Origin of the sequence: Streptomyces colwelliae (assembly GCF_048158785.1) — a bacterium.
Classification (GTDB): Bacteria; Actinomycetota; Actinomycetes; order Streptomycetales; family Streptomycetaceae; genus Streptomyces.
This window is the reverse complement of the sequence record NZ_JBLTJC010000235.1, coordinates 1-16,606: the sequence shown is the minus strand read 5'-3', so window position 1 is coordinate 16,606 and position 16,606 is coordinate 1. Positions and strand designations below refer to the sequence as shown.

General features: G+C 70.2%; 14 protein-coding genes and 1 pseudogene. 11 read left to right on the top strand and 4 right to left on the bottom strand.

All coding sequences use genetic code 11. The features are described 5' to 3' along the window. Nucleotides 1–779: pseudogene (locus ACNFOC_RS35880) on the bottom strand (PucR family transcriptional regulator); the annotation flags it as partial. Nucleotides 780–917: 138 nt separating this feature from the next. On the opposite strand from ACNFOC_RS35880, the gene ACNFOC_RS35875 reads away from it, so the two are divergent. The 3 genes from ACNFOC_RS35875 (at nucleotide 918) to ACNFOC_RS35865 (ending at nucleotide 4,185) form a co-directional block, all read left to right on the top strand. Continuing rightward, nucleotides 918–1,844 carry a proline dehydrogenase family protein gene (locus tag ACNFOC_RS35875; protein WP_416963216.1) on the top strand — a complete coding sequence of 309 codons (927 nt, stop codon included), beginning with the start codon at nucleotides 918–920 and terminating at the stop codon, nucleotides 1,842–1,844. A gap of 69 nt (nucleotides 1,845–1,913) precedes the next feature. After that, nucleotides 1,914–3,545: an L-glutamate gamma-semialdehyde dehydrogenase gene (gene pruA / locus ACNFOC_RS35870; RefSeq protein WP_416963215.1), complete on the top strand. Its 1,632-nt coding sequence runs from the start codon at nucleotides 1,914–1,916 to the stop codon at nucleotides 3,543–3,545. 100 nt (nucleotides 3,546–3,645) lie between these two features. Continuing rightward, nucleotides 3,646–4,185, top strand: a complete 540-nt coding sequence (locus tag ACNFOC_RS35865; protein ID WP_416963214.1) for a GNAT family N-acetyltransferase — start codon at nucleotides 3,646–3,648, stop codon at nucleotides 4,183–4,185. A 7-nt stretch (nucleotides 4,186–4,192) separates the two neighbouring features. Here ACNFOC_RS35865 and ACNFOC_RS35860 read toward each other — a convergent pair whose 3' ends face one another. Further along, nucleotides 4,193–5,194: an NADP-dependent oxidoreductase gene (locus ACNFOC_RS35860; RefSeq protein WP_416963213.1), complete on the bottom strand. Its 1,002-nt coding sequence runs from the start codon at nucleotides 5,192–5,194 to the stop codon at nucleotides 4,193–4,195. A 104-nt stretch (nucleotides 5,195–5,298) separates the two neighbouring features. On the opposite strand from ACNFOC_RS35860, the gene ACNFOC_RS35855 reads away from it, so the two are divergent. After that, nucleotides 5,299–6,192 carry a LysR family transcriptional regulator gene (locus ACNFOC_RS35855; protein ID WP_416963212.1) on the top strand — a complete coding sequence of 298 codons (894 nt, stop codon included), beginning with the start codon at nucleotides 5,299–5,301 and terminating at the stop codon, nucleotides 6,190–6,192. Nucleotides 6,193–6,416: 224 nt separating this feature from the next. Next, the gene (locus ACNFOC_RS35850; RefSeq protein WP_366362211.1) at nucleotides 6,417–6,548 is read left to right on the top strand and encodes a hypothetical protein; all 132 of its coding nucleotides are present in this window, start codon (nucleotides 6,417–6,419) and stop codon (nucleotides 6,546–6,548) included. A gap of 64 nt (nucleotides 6,549–6,612) precedes the next feature. Here the strand turns inward: ACNFOC_RS35850 and ACNFOC_RS35845 are convergent, their stop codons facing one another. Beyond that, nucleotides 6,613–8,187: a purple acid phosphatase family protein gene (locus ACNFOC_RS35845; RefSeq protein WP_416963211.1), complete on the bottom strand. Its 1,575-nt coding sequence runs from the start codon at nucleotides 8,185–8,187 to the stop codon at nucleotides 6,613–6,615. Nucleotides 8,188–8,339: 152 nt separating this feature from the next. On the opposite strand from ACNFOC_RS35845, the gene ACNFOC_RS35840 reads away from it, so the two are divergent. Together ACNFOC_RS35840 and ACNFOC_RS35835 are read left to right on the top strand one after the other, a co-directional pair. After that, entirely contained in the window at nucleotides 8,340–9,383 is a 1,044-nt protein-coding gene (locus ACNFOC_RS35840) for a 3-isopropylmalate dehydrogenase (protein WP_019068675.1), read from the top strand. A 262-nt stretch (nucleotides 9,384–9,645) separates the two neighbouring features. Further along, a complete protein-coding gene (locus ACNFOC_RS35835; protein ID WP_416963210.1) occupies nucleotides 9,646–10,734 on the top strand; it encodes a branched-chain amino acid aminotransferase in 1,089 nt (362 codons plus the stop codon). On the opposite strand, the gene ACNFOC_RS35830 is transcribed toward ACNFOC_RS35835, so the two are convergent. After that, nucleotides 10,731–12,158 (bottom strand): cytosine permease, encoded by a 1,428-nt coding sequence (locus ACNFOC_RS35830; protein ID WP_416963209.1) that lies wholly within the window; start codon nucleotides 12,156–12,158, stop codon nucleotides 10,731–10,733. The genes ACNFOC_RS35835 and ACNFOC_RS35830 overlap by 4 nt on opposite strands. 118 nt (nucleotides 12,159–12,276) lie before the next feature. Here ACNFOC_RS35830 and ureA point away from each other — a divergent pair, with 118 nt between their 5' ends. The 4 genes from ureA to ACNFOC_RS35810 are packed head-to-tail and all read left to right on the top strand — an operon-like array spanning nucleotide 12,277 to nucleotide 16,307. Beyond that, a complete protein-coding gene (gene ureA / locus ACNFOC_RS35825) occupies nucleotides 12,277–12,957 on the top strand; it encodes an urease subunit gamma (RefSeq protein WP_416963208.1) in 681 nt (226 codons plus the stop codon). Further along, a complete protein-coding gene (locus ACNFOC_RS35820) occupies nucleotides 12,954–14,639 on the top strand; it encodes an urease subunit alpha (protein ID WP_416963207.1) in 1,686 nt (561 codons plus the stop codon). The genes ureA and ACNFOC_RS35820 overlap by 4 nt, the downstream gene beginning before the upstream one ends. Before the next feature lie 23 nt (nucleotides 14,640–14,662). Further along, the gene (locus ACNFOC_RS35815; protein WP_416963206.1) at nucleotides 14,663–15,679 is read left to right on the top strand and encodes an agmatine deiminase family protein; all 1,017 of its coding nucleotides are present in this window, start codon (nucleotides 14,663–14,665) and stop codon (nucleotides 15,677–15,679) included. Between the two features lie 25 nt (nucleotides 15,680–15,704). Then, complete coding sequence (locus tag ACNFOC_RS35810; protein WP_416963205.1) at nucleotides 15,705–16,307, top strand: TetR/AcrR family transcriptional regulator; 603 nt, start codon at nucleotides 15,705–15,707, stop codon at nucleotides 16,305–16,307. Nucleotides 16,308–16,606: the final 299 nt, after the last annotated feature.

Sequence of the window (16,606 nt, the reverse complement as noted above, 5' to 3'; positions counted from 1 at the left end):
CGCACATCCCCCAACACCCGTGCCGCCGCACTCGCCGCCGGTGTGTGTACGTCCGTCGAGCGCAGCCGTACCAGTACCGCCAGGCACTGCTGCTCCGCCGCCCCCCACGGCACCGTGCACAGCGCCGTCGCGTGCGGGATCGTACGGGCCGACGGGGCGTCGTCCGGGTCGGCGGACGGCCAGGGGGCGACGCAGACCACCGCGTGCGGGCCGTCGCCGCGTGGGCCGAGGGCCGTGCGGAGGGCGGCGACCGCCATGTCGCGCTGCCAGCCGCGTTCGGCGGTGAGGACCGCGCGGAGTTCGCGCGTGAGGTCGGCGCCCGCCTGTGCCTCGTCCGCGAGGAGATCGCCGATCCGGGCCGTCACCTTCATCGCCGCGTCCAGTTGCGGAGCGGCGGGGCCCGGATCGTCGTCGTCCAGGAGCCAGACGTAGCCGAGGACGACACCCCGATGGCGTACGGGGAGGCAGATGCGGCCGCGGTAGACGCCCGCCTCGGGGGTCGGCGGGATGCGGACCGGGCCGGTGGCGCGCGTGATGCCGAAGCCCTCGAACCAGGTGCGGATCGCCGCTGTGGAGCGCCGGGTCAGGATCGAGCGGGTGCGGACCGGGTCCAGCGCCGACGGGTCCAGGTCGCCCTCACCGTCGTAGAGCCCGAAGGCGATCAGCTCGAAGTCGCGGTTCTCCAGGGTCGCGGGGGCGCCGAGGAGTTCCGAGATCTCGTCCACGAGCTCCTGGTAGTCGCCTCTGGAATCGGATGTCACCCGGGCATTCTCCCGCATAATCGCGCCGCCTTCATACATCTGTCTGAGATCTGCGGCACGGATGCGTGACAGCTGTCGATGGTCGACGATCGGAGACAACCCTAGGTTTCACGGTGGTTCCCGTATGTCCGATGTCCGACTGCTTGGAGGTACCCCGTGCTGGGTCCCGTGATTCTCGCCGCCTCGCGCAGCGATCAGATGCGTCGGCTGATCTCGGCGGCGCCGGTGACCAAGCAGGTCGTCGACCGCTTCATCCCCGGCGAGACCGTGGACGAGATCGTGCCGATTGTCCAGGAGCTCACCGCCAAGGGGCTTGAGCTGACGATGGACGTCGTCGGCGAGGACATCACCACCCCCGAGCAGGCCGCCGCCGCCCGCGACGCGTACCTCCAACTCGTCGACCGGCTCAAGGAGTTGGAGCTGGGCACCCGGGCCGAGATGTCCATCAAGCTGTCCATGTTCGGCCAGGCGCTGGACGGTGGCCACGAGCTGGCCCTCGCCAACGTCCGGCCCGTCGTCGAGGCCGCCGCCGCCATCGGTACGACCGTCACGCTCGACGCCGAGGACCACACCACCCTCGACTCGATGTTCGCGATCCACGAGGAACTGCGGAAGGACTTCCCGCAGACCGGCTGCGTCATCCAGGCCTACCTCTTCCGCACCGAGTCCGACGCCCGCCGGCTCGCCGAGGCCGGCAGCCGCGTACGGCTCGTGAAGGGCGCGTACAAGGAGCCCGCCGAGGTCGCGTACCAGCAGAAGCACGAGATCGACAAGGCGTACGTCCGGATCCTGCGCATCCTGATGGAGGGCGAGGGGTACCCGATGATCGGCTCCCACGACCCGCGCCTCATCTCCATCGGCCAGGAACTCGCCCGGCGGGCGGGCCGCAAGCTCGACGAGTACGAGTTCCAGATGCTCTACGGGATCAGGAGTGACGAGCACCTGCGGCTCGCCGCCGAGGGACACCGGATGCGCGTCTACACCGCCTACGGCACGGACTGGTACGGATACTTCATGCGCCGCCTGGCGGAGAAGCCGGCCAACCTCCTCTTCTTCGCACGGTCGACCCTCACCAAGAGCTGACCGAGGCCGACCGAGGCTGACCAGGGATTGACCCCAACACCCGCTCACGTACAAGGAGTTACGGATCTCATGGACGCTGTGACCCAGGTCCCCACCCCCGTCAACGAGCCGGTGCACGGCTACGCGCCCGGTTCTCCCGAGCGTGCCCGTCTTGAGGTCAAGCTCAAGGAGCTGGCCGAGAACCCGATCGACCTGCCGATGACCATCGGCGGCGAGAAGCGGCTGGGCGGCGGCGAGCGCGTGGACGTCGTACAGCCGCACAACCACAAGGCCCGGATCGGTACGTACGCCAACGCCACCCAGGGCGACGCCCAGGACGCGATCGACGCGGCCCTCGCCGCCGCGCCCGCCTGGCGTGCGATGTCCTTCGACGACCGTGCCGCGATCATCCTGCGCGCCGCCGAACTGCTCTCCGGCCCCTGGCGCGAGACCCTCGCCGCGTCCACCATGCTCGGTCAGTCCAAGACCGCCCAGCAGGCCGAGATCGACTGTCCCTGCGAGCTCGTCGACTTCTGGCGCTTCAACGTCAAGTACGCCCGAGACCTGCTCGCCGAGCAGCCCCCGGCGAACTCCGCGGGCGTCTGGAACCGCCTCGACCACCGCCCGCTCGAAGGCTTCGTCTACGCGATCACGCCCTTCAACTTCACGGCGATCGCGGGTAACCTGCCGACGGCCCCGGCTCTCATGGGCAACGTGGTTGTGTGGAAGCCGAGCCCGACGCAGACCCATTCCGCGGTCCTCCTCATGCAGTTGCTGGAGGAGGCTGGTCTCCCCAAGGGCGTCATCAACCTCGTCACCGGTGACGGCATCGAGGTCTCCAAGGTCGCCCTGGAGCACCGCGATCTGGCCGCCATCCACTTCACCGGGTCGACGAAGACCTTCCAGTACCTGTGGAAGACGGTCGGCAACAACATCGAGAAGTACCGCTCGTACCCGCGTCTGGTCGGCGAGACCGGCGGCAAGGACTTCGTCGTCGCCCACCCGAGCGCGGACCGCGCCGTGTTGAAGACGGCGTTGACCCGGGGCTCCTTCGAGTACCAGGGCCAGAAGTGCTCCGCGAGCTCCCGGGCGTACATCCCGGCGTCGATCTGGAACTCCGGTTTCAAGGAGGAATTCGCCGCCGAGGTCGACTACTTGACGATGGGTGACGTCACCGACCTGTCGAACTTCATCGGCGCGGTCATCGACGAGCGCTCCTTCGCCAAGAACAAGGCGGCGATCGACCGCGCGAAGGCGGACCCCAACTGCACGATCGTCGCGGGCGGTTCGTACGACGACTCGGTCGGCTACTTCGTCCGCCCGACGGTCGTCGAGTGCAGCGACCCGGCCAACGAGGTCTTCACGACGGAGTACTTCGGCCCGTTCCTCGCGGTCCACGTCTACGAGGACGAGAACTACGACGAGATGCTGACCCAGATGGAGTCGGTCTCGGACTACGCGCTGACGGGCGCGGTCATCTCCAACGACCGCGCGGCGGCGGCGTACACGATGGAGAAGCTCCGCTACGCGGCCGGCAACTTCTACATCAACGACAAGTCCACCGGCGCGGTCGTCGGCCAGCAGCCCTTCGGCGGCGGCCGCTCCTCCGGCACCAACGACAAGGCCGGCGCCCCGCAGAACCTGATGCGCTGGACCCTGACCCGCGCCATCAAGGAGACCCTGGTGGCACCGACGGACTACGCGTACCCGCACATGGGCTGACGTCCGGTCGGTTGACATGAGGGGCTGGGCGATCGCCTGGCCCCTCGGTGTTTCTCCGAATGGGCCGGGCCGGGGAGCCCCCGTCTCCGATACTGACCCCGTGACCATCCGTATGCGCACCGCCCACACGGCCGACCTCACCCCGGCCGACCGCCGCGCCGCCCGTGAACTGCTGGACGCCGCCTTCGACGGTGACCTCACCGACCAGGACTGGGAGCACGGCCTCGGCGGCGTCCACGCGCTGCTCGCCGACGACACCGGGCTCGTCGCGCACGGCTCGGTGGTCATGCGCCGGGTGCGGTACCGGGGGCGGTGGCTGCGGGTCGGGTATGTGGAGGGGGTCGGCGTACGGCCCGACGCCCGGCGCCAGGGGTACGGGGGGCTCGTCATGGCCGAGCTGGAGCGGATCGTCGATCACGCCTACGACGTCGGGCTGCTCGGCGCCAGTGACGACGGGGCCCGTCTCTACATCGCGCGCGGCTGGCGGCTGTGGGGCGGCAAGATCTCCGCCCTCGGTCCGGACGGGATCGTCCACCTGCCCGAGGAGGAGGAGAGTACGTACGTCCGGCCCGCGCTCGCCGGGCCCCTCGACCTCGGCAGCGATCTGCTCTTCGACTGGCGTGACGGGGACGTGCTCTGACGGACCGTCACGCTGTCGCCCGTACAAGGATCTTGCCCGTGTTCCCGCCCCGCAGCATCGACAGGAACGCCTCCACGATCAGCTCGAAGCCGTCCACCACCGTCTCGTCCAGGGCCAGCGTCCCGGCGCGCAGGTGCGGTACGGCGAACTCGTACAACTCCTCCTGCACGTCCCGGTAGTCGCGCACCAGGAAGCCCTCGATGCGCAGGCTCTTCTCCACGACGTCGGCGTGGTTGAAGAGCACGGGCGGCGCGTCGGGGGTGTTGTACTGGCCGACCGTGCCGATGCGCACCACTCGCCCGCGTTCGCGCAACGCGCCCACCGCGGCGCCGAGTTGGTCGCCTCCGACGTTGTCGACGAACAGGTCGATGCCGTCGGGGGCCGCCTCGGCGAGGAGTTCGGCCACGGGAGCGGTGCGGTAGTCGAAGGCCGCGTCGTAACCCACGTGCTCCGTCAGGTACGTGACCTTCTCCGCCGATCCCGCGCTGCCGATCAGCCGGCCCGCCCCCAGCAGCTTGGCGAAGCGTCCGGTCGCCGTGCCGACTCCGCCCGCCGCCGCGGACACGAACACGTCGTCCCCCTCGCGGAGTCGAGCGATCCGGGTGAGGCCGACGTACGCCGTCAGACCGGTGCCGCCGAGCACGCTCAGGTAGGCGGACAGCGGAACCCCGTCGTGGTGAGGGAGCCGGCGGACCTCCTCGGGCCGTACGACCGAGTGCGTGCGCCAGCCCTCGCGGTGGAAGACGATCTCGCCCTCGGGCAGCGCCGGGTCGCGGGAGGCGACGATCCGGCCGAGGGCGCGGCCCTCCAGCGGGGCGTTCAACTCGAAGTCGCCGTCCATCATTTCGCGGTGGTAGGGGTCGACGGACCAGTAGAGGTTCTCGACCAGCACCGTGCCCGGGGCCGGCTCCGGGACGGGTGACTCCACGAAGCGGAACTGGGCGGGGGAGGGGAAGCCGGCCGGGCGGGACGTCTGGTGCACGGTGAGCGCGATGTCGGTCTTGGTCATGGGACGGGACCGTAGACAGGAATGCGGGGGTCGGGGAGACGGTTGCGCTCATGGAACGAGTCGGTCCATGAATCGTCCTCATAGCAGCAGGTGGGAGACCCCGAGTGCAGTCTGTCGATCTTGCGCCGCAGGAGCTCAGGACCTTGGTCGCGGTGGCCGACGAGGGAGGTTTCTCGGCGGCCGGTGCCCGGCTCGGGAGCACCCAGTCCGCCGTCTCGCACGCGGTGCGCGGCATCGAACGGAAGCTGGGCGTCGTGCTGTTCGAGCGCGGGCGGTACGGTGCCCGGCCCACGCCCGCCGGTGCGCGGGCCGTCGCGCACGCACGCCGTGTGCTGCGGATGCTGGAGGTGATGGTCGCCGAGACGCGAGGTGCCGGGACGGGCGTGGTCGGCGGGCCGCTGCGTATCGCCGCCTTCCGGAGCGCGGCCCTGTATCTGCTGCCGCCGGTGCTGGAGCGCCTCGCCGTCTCCCACCCCGGGATCGAGCCGACCGTGCGGGTGGTCCGCGAGATCGGGCCCGGCACCGCCGGCGAGGTGGCCGAGGGGCGTGCCGACCTCGGTATCGCGACCATCGGCACCGGTTCGCCGGTCCCGCCGGGGCTGGTGGGCGACGTACTCCTGGAAGAGCCGTACGCCTTGGTGCACCCGGCCGGTCACCCGGCGCCGCGCTCGCTGCCGCTGGTCGACTGGGCCGAGAACTGCTCCTCCTACACGCGCGCCTGGTGGGCCGCGCAGGACTGGATCCCGGCGGCGACGGTGCGCGCCGAGGACGACGGGGCGGTGCTCTCCATGGTGGGCAGCGGTTTCGGCATGGCCATCATGCCCAGGCTCTCCCTCACCGGGGCGCCACCCTCGGTCGCGGTCACCGATCTCGGGACGGGGCGGCCGACGCGGACGGTCGGCTACGTGACCACTCCCGAACTGGCCGCGACGACGGCCGTCCGGGCCCTCGTCCGCGAGCTGCGTGCCGGAAGGAAATCGCAGGTCAGCGCCGTGTGACTCGTTTCACCGTCTCAGATAGTAGGAAGTCCGAGTAATTGTGGAGACAGATGCGGAGTCCTGTCCTAGCTTTGTAGGAGCCGAACGTCTCGCTAGACCAAGCGAATGGCGGTCGTGAGCCGGACAGCATGCAGGCAACCCCTGCGGTCCGTCGCTCCCCGCCCCCTCCGGCGTCTCGCACATCCCTTCCGCACTCCAGGATTTATCGAAGGAGTCGATTCTCCATGGCCGAGACGACCGCCCGCCGCCGAGTCCGCCACGTGTCCCGCACGAGCGAGTCCGAGCGCAAGAACGCCGCCGCCGCCCTCCAGCGCGCCCTCGACCGCCGGGACAACGGCGGCGAGACCGGCCACTGAGCCACCTGACTGCCAGCAGTCACCACTTACCGGGAGCCGCGCCCGCACGGGGTGCGGCGCGGTCTCAGTGACCGCGCCGCACCTCGAAGTGATCGATGCGCTTACCGTCCCCGTCCAGGGCCGAGACCTTGAGCCGGGGCGTGCTGCCGCTCTCCGCCTCCACCGAGAGGAGGGAGAAGCCCCGGTAGCGCACCCGCGACCACTCCACCGTCTCCGCCCGCGTGTGCTGGCCCTTCGCCCACTGCACGGTGTCGACCGTCCCGTGCCGCGTGACGTGCCCCTCGTAGCTCTCCTTCACGCCCGCCGGGAAGCCGTACAGATCCCGGCCGCCGCCGCCCGCCGTGACGTAGACGATCCCGTCCCGCGTCGGATCGGTGGACGCGCCGATCGGCACCGCCCTGCCGACCGCGTTGTCCCTGATCGCGTCGGTCCGCTCGTAGACGTGGTTGTGGCCGTTGATCACCAGGTCCACCTGGTGCTTCGCGAACAGCGGCAGCCACTCGGCCCGTACCCCGCCGTCCGAGGCGTGCGAGGAGGTCGAGTACGCGCAGTGGTGGAAGAAGACGACCACGAAGTCGACCCCCTTCGTCGCCCGCAGCTCACGCAGCCGGCCGTCCAGCCACTTCGTCTGCTTCCCGTCCGTGTAGCCGAGGTTGGCGGTGATCTCGTACGACACGTCGTTCGCGTCGAGCGCCACGACGCCGACGTTGCCGTAGACGAAGGAGTACACGCCCGGCGCGTGCGCCGGGTCGAAGCCGTTCTCCGGGAGGGACCAGCGGGCGAGCTGGCCGCCGTAGCCGTCGGGGGAGTACCAGGCCTCCATGTCGTGGTTGCCGGTCGTCACCATCCACGGGACGGAACGGGAGACGGGCTCGTTCTGCTTGAGGAACAGGTTCCAGTACGTCGGGTCGTAGCCGTCCGTCGTCTTGCCCTGGCCGTTGGTGTCGGCGTAGCAGATGTCGCCGGCGTGGAGGTGGAAGGCGGGGTTCTCGCGCAGGATGACATGGTCGTTGGCGGCGGCCGCGTTGCTCACGCCCTGGTCGCCGAAGGCCGTGAACACGAACTTCTCCGGGTTCGCCGGCGCCGTACGGAACGAACCGATCGTCGAGCGGTGTGCCGGTGCCGCCGGGTCGTAGCCCTCGTGGCCGACGCCGTAGTAGTACGTCGTGCCGGGGCGGAGGTCGTTCAGGGCCGCGTGGACGTAGTACTGCTCGACCGCGGGGCGGACGCCGGTCAGCCCGGGGGTGTGCAGGGCGCGTACCTCGGCGGTGATCCGGTGGTTCAGGTCGTCCGGCCTCGTCCCGGCGCGTACGTACGGCTTCCTGACCGCGAACGGGACCTGCCAGGAGATCCGCATCTCCGTCTTCGGGTCGGCGCCGAAGGCGAGATGGCGGCCGAAGGGGGTGACGACGGCGCCGGGCACCTTCGATGTGGCGGGGCCGCTCGTTTTCCCGCCGGCCGCCTTGCCGTCGGTGGTCCCCTTGCCGGCGCACCCCGTCAGCAGGCCGCCCGCCGCCACCGCGCCCGCCGTCACCAGCGTGCGGCGCCTGGTCAGCTTCGTGCGCAGGTACTCGTACTGCTCGGCCATGCTCATCCGGACCGCGAGGTGCTCCGGGATGCCGACGTCAGGTGTCTCCATGTCGATGAAACTCCCCCAGGAGTCCAACGGCCTCCCGGCATAAGGGTGAACACCGGTCGAATGGCTGACGCCGACGCCCGAGAACTATCCGCCCCAGTCCGCATCATGGACACCCGGTGTCATCCCATGGGACGCGGAGTACGGTGGCGGGCATGTCTCGCAGCATCGATCTCGCAGTGATCCCCGGTGACGGCATCGGTCAGGAAGTCGTGGCCGAAGGTCTGAAAGTCCTCTCCGCCGTCCTTCCGCAGGATGTGAAGCTGGAGACCAAGGAGTTCGACTTCGGCGCCCGGCGCTACCACGCCACCGGTGAGACCCTCACCGACGCCGACCTGGCCGCGCTGAAGCCGCACGACGCGATCCTGCTGGGCGCGATCGGTGACCCGTCGGTCCCGTCCGGTGTGCTGGAGCGGGGTTTCCTGCTCAAGCTGCGCTTCGCCTTCGACCACCACGTCAACCTGCGGCCGAGCAAGCTGCTCCCGGGAGTGGCGACCCCCCTCGCCGGTGAGCCGGAGATCGACTTCGTCGTGGTCCGCGAGGGTACCGAGGGGCCGTACACCGGCAACGGCGGCACCATTCGCAAGGGCACCGAGCACGAGGTCGCCACCGAGGTCTCCGTCAACACGGCCTTCGGTGTCGAGCGCGTCGTCCGTGACGCCTTCGCCCGCGCCCAGGCCCGTCCGCGCAAGAAGCTCACGCTGGTCCACAAGAACAACGTGCTGACCTTCGCGGGCCACCTGTGGACGAACGTGTTCAACAAGGTCGCGGCCGAGTTCCCCGAGGTCACCACCGACTACATCCACGTCGACGCGGCGACGATCTACCTCGTCACCGACCCGGCCCGCTTCGACGTGATCGTCACCGACAACCTCTTCGGCGACATCATCACCGACCTCGCCGCGGCCGTCTCCGGCGGCATCGGCGTCGCCGCGAGCGGGAACATCAACCCGTCCGGCGAGTTCCCCTCGATGTTCGAGCCCGTGCACGGCTCCGCACCCGACATCGCGGGCCAGGGCAAGGCCGACCCCACCGCCACGGTCCTGTCCGTCGCCCTCCTGCTGCGTCACCTCGGCTACGAGTCCGAGGCCGTCCGCATCGAGGAAGCCGTCTCCGCCGACCTCGCGGAGCGCACCGGCAAGCCCGCGCGCAGCACCACCGAGATCGGCGACGCGCTCGCCGTACGAGTAGCCGGCTGACCCGCCGACCACTCGAAATCTCACGCAGTATTTCGAAGCCGCCGGGTCGCAACCGCACCCGGCGGCTTTTCTTACGTCCCCGCCGGGTGCCACCATCATCCCTGGGTCGCATTCACGCCGTTTTCGTCCACGGTCCTCCCCGCGCGATAATCGAACGCGGAGCCGCGGAATGAGGGAATGCTCGGACGTCCTAACACTGGCCACTGGCAGTCGAGGGCGTGAGCGCGGCCCGTCACACACAACCGGTGAAGGACAACCACTCATGACGACGCCCACGATCGAGCTCAAGCCCTCGGCCTCGCCACTTTCCGCCGCCGAGCGCGACGCGATTCTGACGAACCCCGGGTTCGGCCGCCACTTCACCGACCACATGGTGACGATCAAGTGGACCGAGGGCCGCGGCTGGCACGACGGCCAGCTCGTGCCGTACGGCCCGCTCTCCCTCGACCCCGCGAACATGACCCTGCACTACGCGCAGGAGATCTTCGAGGGACTCAAGGCCTACCGGCAGGCCGACGGCTCGGTGGCCACCTTCCGCCCCGAGAAGAACGCCCGCCGCTTCCAGACCTCCGCCCGCCGCCTCGGCATGCCCGAGCTGCCGGTCGAGACGTTCATCGAGGCCTGTGACGTGCTGGTCCAGCAGGACCGCGACTGGGTCCCGGCGCACGGCGGCGAGGAGTCCCTCTACCTGCGCCCGTTCATGATCGCGACCGAGGTCGGCCTGGGCGTGAAGCCCGCCAACGAGTACCTCTTCCTGGTCATCGCCTCCCCGGCCGGCGCCTACTTCCCCGGCGGCGTGAAGCCCGTCTCCATCTGGGTCTCCGAGGACCACGTCCGCGCCGTCCCCGGCGGCATGGGCGACGCCAAGACCGGCGGCAACTACGCAGCCTCCCTCCTCGCCCAGGCCGAGGCCGCCGAGCAGGGCTGCGCCCAGGTCTGCTACCTCGACGCGGTCGAGCGCAAGTGGGTCGAGGAACTCGGCGGCATGAACCTGTACTTCGTGTACGGCAACAAGATCATCACCCCCACCCTCACCGGCTCCATCCTGGAGGGCGTCACCCGCGACTCCCTCCTCACCCTCGCCCGCGACCTCGGCTACGAGCCCGAGGAGGGCCGCGTCTCCGTCGACCAGTGGCAGCGCGACTCCGAGAACGGCACGCTGACCGAGGTCTTCGCCTGCGGTACGGCCGCGGTCATCACCCCGGTCGGCACGGTCAAGCGCACCGGTGCCGAGTGGCGGCAGTCCGACGGCGAGCCCGGCGAGGTCACCCTCCGTCTGCGCGGCGCCCTCCTCGACATCCAGCGCGGCGACAGCCCCGACAAGCACGGCTGGATGCACAAGCTCGGCTAGACACGACTGGTCATCTCGGGGGCCGTCGCGGACTCGGTGTCCGCGGCGGCCTTCGTCGTCAACAGGACGTACGCCAGCCCGCCGACCGCCCCCGACAGCAGGAAGCTACAGTCCACCCCGCCGGTGAGTGACAGCAGCGGCCCTTCGTACGACGGCAGCGACACGGCGAGCAGCCCGACCCCCGCGCCCACCGCCCAGGAGATCACCGCCGGGATGTTCCAGCCCGCCCGGAACCAGTAAGTGCCGCCCCGCGAGCGGCGGTTGAAGACTTGCAGCGCGTCCGCGTCGTACATCCCCCGGCACCGTACGAAGCCGATGAGCGTGATGACCGCCCACGGTGTGCCGATCGCCGTCAGCAGGAGCACGAAGGACGTCATCGCGGACTGGGCGTTCCAGGCGTAGTGCCCGACGAAGACACAGGCCGTGGCGACGACCGCGACCGCGCACGTGGCCCGGGCCCGGGACGCGCGGGGCAGGATCGCGTCCAGGTCGAGGCCCATGGAGTAGAGCATCAGCCCGGCGTTGCCGACCGACCCCGCCGAGGCGGCGAGCAGCAGCGGGACCAGGTACCAGGTGGGCGACGCCGACACCAGCGGGCCCGCGTAGTCGAGGGCCGCCCGCGCCCCGAACGCCGTGAACGTGCCGAAGAGTTGGGGCACCAGGAGACCGGCGATCAGGCCGAGCCAGGTCGCGTGCAGGACCGTGCGGGAGGTGTGGCGGGCCGGGGAGATGTAGCGCGTGTAGTCGCCGAGGAGGGTGATGAACGCGATCGGCCCGGACAGTCCCGCCGCCACCGTCGCCAGGCACCACGTCGGCCAGAACCCGCCCAGCAGATAGCCGCCCGTCCCCGGCAGCGCGTCGGTCGTGAAGTGCGGGGCGTACGCGATCACTCCCAGGGCCAGCAGAGCCGTCATGCCGACCGAGAGCACGCGGGACATCGCGAGCAGCACCCGGTAGCCGTAGACCGCGCCCGCGACGGTCGCCCCGGCGAGCAGCGTGTACACGACGGCGTACGACGCCCCGTCCGCCGGCAGCCCGAACAACCGCCCCAGCACGCCCACCATCACATCGCCGCCGATCCACACGGTCAGCGCGGTGTAGCCGAGGGCGAGGAGGAGTCCCACGACCGAGCCGACCAGCCGGCCCCGCACCCCGAACTGGGCGCCGGAGGACGTCGACAGGTTGGTGGCGGTGCGCAGGGAGACCAGGGCCAGCGGTGCCGTGAACACCGTCCCGACCACCGTGCCTGCCACGATCGAGCTCACCGACGCCCACCAGCCGAGGCCGAACGACGGCGGCAGCCAGCCGAAGATGATCACGCCGAGACAGAGGTTGGAACCGAGCAGGATCGACACCAGGTCACGTGGACCGCTGGTGCGTTCCGCGTCGGGGACGGTGTCGACTCCGCGTTGTTCGATCGGCATGATGGGGCCACCTCTTTCTTAGAGTGACGTTCAATGTGAACCGAGGTGTGGTCGCGCGTCAACCATTCCAGAGATGGGTTCTAAGGTTTAGAGTGATGCTCTAAAGGAGGGATATGGGATGAGGCTCACCCCCACGGAACGCGACCGGCTGCTGCTGTTCTCGGCCGCAGAACTGGCCCGCGCCCGCAAGGCGCGCGGTCTGCGGCTCAACGTGCCGGAGGCCACCGCGCTCATCGCGGACACGGTGTGCGAGGCCGCCCGGGACGGGAGGCGGCTGGCCGAGGCCATCGAGCGCGCCCGCTCCGTCCTCGGCCCCGACGACGTCCTGCCGGGTGTCGCCGACATCGTCACCGAGGTGCATGTCGAGGCCGTCTTCGACGACGGTTCGCGGCTCGCGGTGGTCTCGGACCCGATCGGCGGGGGACTCGCGGCCGATGCCCCGGGCGCCCTGCTCCCGGGACCGCCGCACGCCGAACCCGAGGCCGTCGTCCGCGTCACCGTCACCAACACCGCGACCGTCCCCGTCTCCGTGACCTCCCACTTCCACTTCTTCGAGGCCAACCCGCGCCTCGACTTCCCCCGCGCCGAGGCCTACGGCATGCGCCTCGCCGTACCCGCCGGATCGTCCGTCCGCTTCGGGCCGGGCGAGAGCGCCGAGGTCGGCCTGCTGCCCATCGGCGGCGAGCGGATCGCGATCGGTTTCGCGGGCCTAGTCGACGGCCCGCTGGACGCGCCGGGCGCGAAGACGGAGGCGCTGCGGCGCGCGACTGCCTGCGGTTACCTGGGAGTTGAGCTGTGAACCCGTACGAGTACGCCGCCACCCACGGCCCCCGCGCCGGCGACCGCGTCCGCCTCGGCGACTCGGGGCTGACGATTCGGGTCGAGTCCGACGCGCAGCGCTACGGCGACGAGTTCCTCGCCGGGTTCGGCAAGACCGCCCGCGACGGACTGCACCTCAAGGCCGCCGCCGTGCGCGAGACCTGTGACGTCGTGATCAGCAATGTGGTGGTGATCGACGCGGCGCAGGGCATCCGCAAGGTGTCCATCGGGATCCGGGAAGGGCGGATCTGTTCCATCGGGCGGGCCGGCAACCCCGACACCCTCGACGGCGTGGACGTCGTCGTCGGCACCGGTACCTCGATCGTCTCCGGCGAGGGGCTCATCGCCACCGCCGGCGCGGTCGACACCCACGTCCATCTGCTGTCGCCGCGCATCATGGAGGCGTCGCTCGCCTCCGGGGTGACCACGATCATCGGCCAGGAGTTCGGCCCGGTCTGGGGAGTCGGCGTCAACTCGCCCTGGGCGCTGCGCCACGCCTTCAACGCCTTCGACGCCTGGCCGGTCAACATCGGCTTCCTGGGCCGGGGTTCGTCTTCCTCGGACGCGCCGCTGATCGAGGCGTTGGCCGAAGGCGGGGCCAGCGGCTTCAAGGTGCACGAGGACATGGGCGCCCACACCCGCGCGCTGGACACCGCTTTGCGGGTCGCCGAGGAGTACGACGTCCAAGTCGCCCTGCACAGCGACGGGTTGAACGAGTGCCTCTCCGTCGAGGACACCCTGCGTGTCCTGGACGGCCGGACGATCCACGCCTTCCACATCGAGGGCTGCGGCGGCGGACACGTGCCGAATGTCCTGAAGATGGCCGGAGTTGGGAATGTCATCGGCTCCTCCACCAACCCCACCCTCCCCTTCGGCCGGGACGCGGTCGCCGAGCACTACGGCATGATCGTCTCCGTCCACGACCTGAAGACCGACCTGCCCGGCGACGCGGCGATGGCCCGCGACCGCATCCGCGCCGGGACGATGGGCGCCGAGGACGTGCTGCACGACCTGGGCGCGATCGGCATCACCTCGTCGGACGCGCAGGGCATGGGCCGGGCCGGTGAGACCGTGCGCCGTACGTTCGCGATGGCCGGGAAGATGAAGGCCGAACTCGGCGCGCTCGACGGTTCCCCGGAGACGGACCACGACAACGACCGCGTCCTGCGCTACATCGCCAAGCTGACCATCAACCCCGCGATCGCACACGGGCTTTCGCACGAGGTCGGCTCCATCGAGGTCGGCAAGCTGGCGGACATCGTGCTGTGGCGCCCCGAGTACTTCGGCGCGAAACCGCAGCTGGTGCTGAAGTCCGGGTTCCCGGCCTACGGCGTGGTCGGCGACCCCAACGCGGCGACCGACACCTGTGAACCCCTCGTCCTGGGACCGCAGTTCGGCGCGCACGGCACGACGCCCGCCGACATTTCCGTGGCCTTCGTCGCGCAGGCCGCCCTGGACCAGGGCGGCGACGCCATGCCAACTCGCCGTAGACGAGTGGCGGTTCGCGGTACGCGGGGCATCGGGCCCGCCGACCTGCGGCTCAACTCCCGTACCGGAGCGGTCGATGTGGATCAGGGCACAGGCCTGGTCACCCTCGACGGCGAACCGCTGCGCTCAGAGCCCGCCGACTCGGTCGCCCTCAACCGCCTCTACTTCCTCTAGCACCAAGGGACTCGGTACTTGTGATGAGCTTCCGTATGCCGCCCGAGTGGGCCCCGCACGAGCGCACCTGGATGGCCTGGCCCGGGCCCAACCCGACCTTCTCCAACGCCGAGGAACTGGCGGAGGCCCGCGCCTCCTGGGCGTCCGTCGCCCGCGCCGTGCGTCGCTTCGAACCGGTGACGATGGTGCACGGGCCGGGTCAGGGTGACTCGGCGCGCGAGCTGCTCGGCCCGGACGTCGACCTGGTCGAGCGCGAACTGGACGACGCGTGGATGCGGGACATCGGCCCCACGTTCGTCACGGACGGCTCTCAACTGGCCGCCGTGGACTGGACGTTCAACGGCTGGGGCGCCCAGGACTGGGCCCGCTGGGAACATGACTCCAAGATCGCCCGCCATGTCGCCGACCTGGCCGGAGTCCCCGCACTCGGCAGCACGCTCGTCAACGAGGGCGGCGCGATCCACGTCGACGGCGAGGGGACGGTGCTGCTCACGGAGACGGTCCAGCTCGGCGCCGGACGCAACCCCGGCTGGACGCGCGAGCAGGTCGAGGCGGAGATCCACGCCAGACTCGGCACCACCAAGGCGATCTGGCTCCCGCACGGCCTCACCGGCGACTACGGCGTCTACGGCACCCAGGGCCACGTCGACATCGTCGCGGCCTTCGCCCGGCCCGGCACCGTACTGGTCCACAGCCAGCGCGACCCGGCCCACCCGGACCACGCCCGCTCGCGGGAGTACCTCGCCCTCCTCCGCGCCGAGACCGACGCGAAGGGTCGTCGACTGGAGGTCGTAGAGGTCCCGGCGCCGGCCGTCCTCAAGGACGAGGACGGCGACTGGGTCGACTACTCCTACATCAACCACTACCTCTGCAACGGCGGAGTCGTGCTCTGCGCCTTCGACGACCCGCGGGACGAGATCGCCGCCGGCATCTTCCGGCGCCTCTTCCCCGAGCGGACGGTGACGCTGGTGGACGCCCGTACGATCTTCGCGGGCGGTGGAGGCATCCACTGCGTCACCCAACAGCAGCCGAAGATCTAAGAACCCAGCGCGAGGGAGTCGGACGATGGCCGGTGCGCGGAAGAACGCGCCGCCGCGCGAGGACGTCCTCGCCGCAGCCGTGCGCATGATCGCCGAACGTGGCCTGGAGCAGCTCACCATGGCCGCGCTCGGCCGCGAGGTCGGCATGAGCAGCGGTCATCTCCTCTACTACTTCCACTCCAAGGACGAACTCCTGCTTCAGGCCCTGGAGTGGAGCGAGGGCAGGCTGGGCGCCGAGCGCGGACGCTTGCTCACCCGTACGGGAGCCACGGTCCGCGAGCGCGTCGACGCGTACGTCGACCTGTACGTCCCGGACGGGCACCGCGACCCGCACTGGACGCTGTGGCTGGAGGTCTGGAACCGCTCGCAGAACGCCGACGAGGACGCCCGCGACCGGCAGGCCGCGATCGAGGGCGTCTGGCACCGCGACCTGGTCGCGCTGATCGCGGAGGGCGTGTCACGGGGGGAGTTCTGGGCCGTCGACCCGGACCGTTTCGCGGCCCGGCTCCGTGCTCTCCTCGACGGTTTCTCCATCCATGTGGCGATCGGGCTGCGGGGCACGGACCGGGCGCAAGTTCTCGGCCACGTACGGGAGTTCCTGGACGAGGGGCTCCTCGCGGACGCGTGACCTTCCGTCCCGTTTGTACGCAATACGACCGATTGACCCTCTGGAACCGGGTGCGTTTGCATCCCTGAGAGTCCCCGGTGCGGGACCGGGGGAAGACGAGGTTTCGGGGGAAGCCATATTGATGTCCAGACGCACCGCCGGCATGTCCTTGGGGGCCGCGCTGCTCCTCGCGCTGAGTGCCGCCGCCAGCGGGACGCCTCCTCCTCTGATACCGACACCACACGGCTTACCACGCCGACCGCGCTCGTGATCGCCGGGCACCGCGACCACAAGACCACCACACGCACTATCGCGTCCGA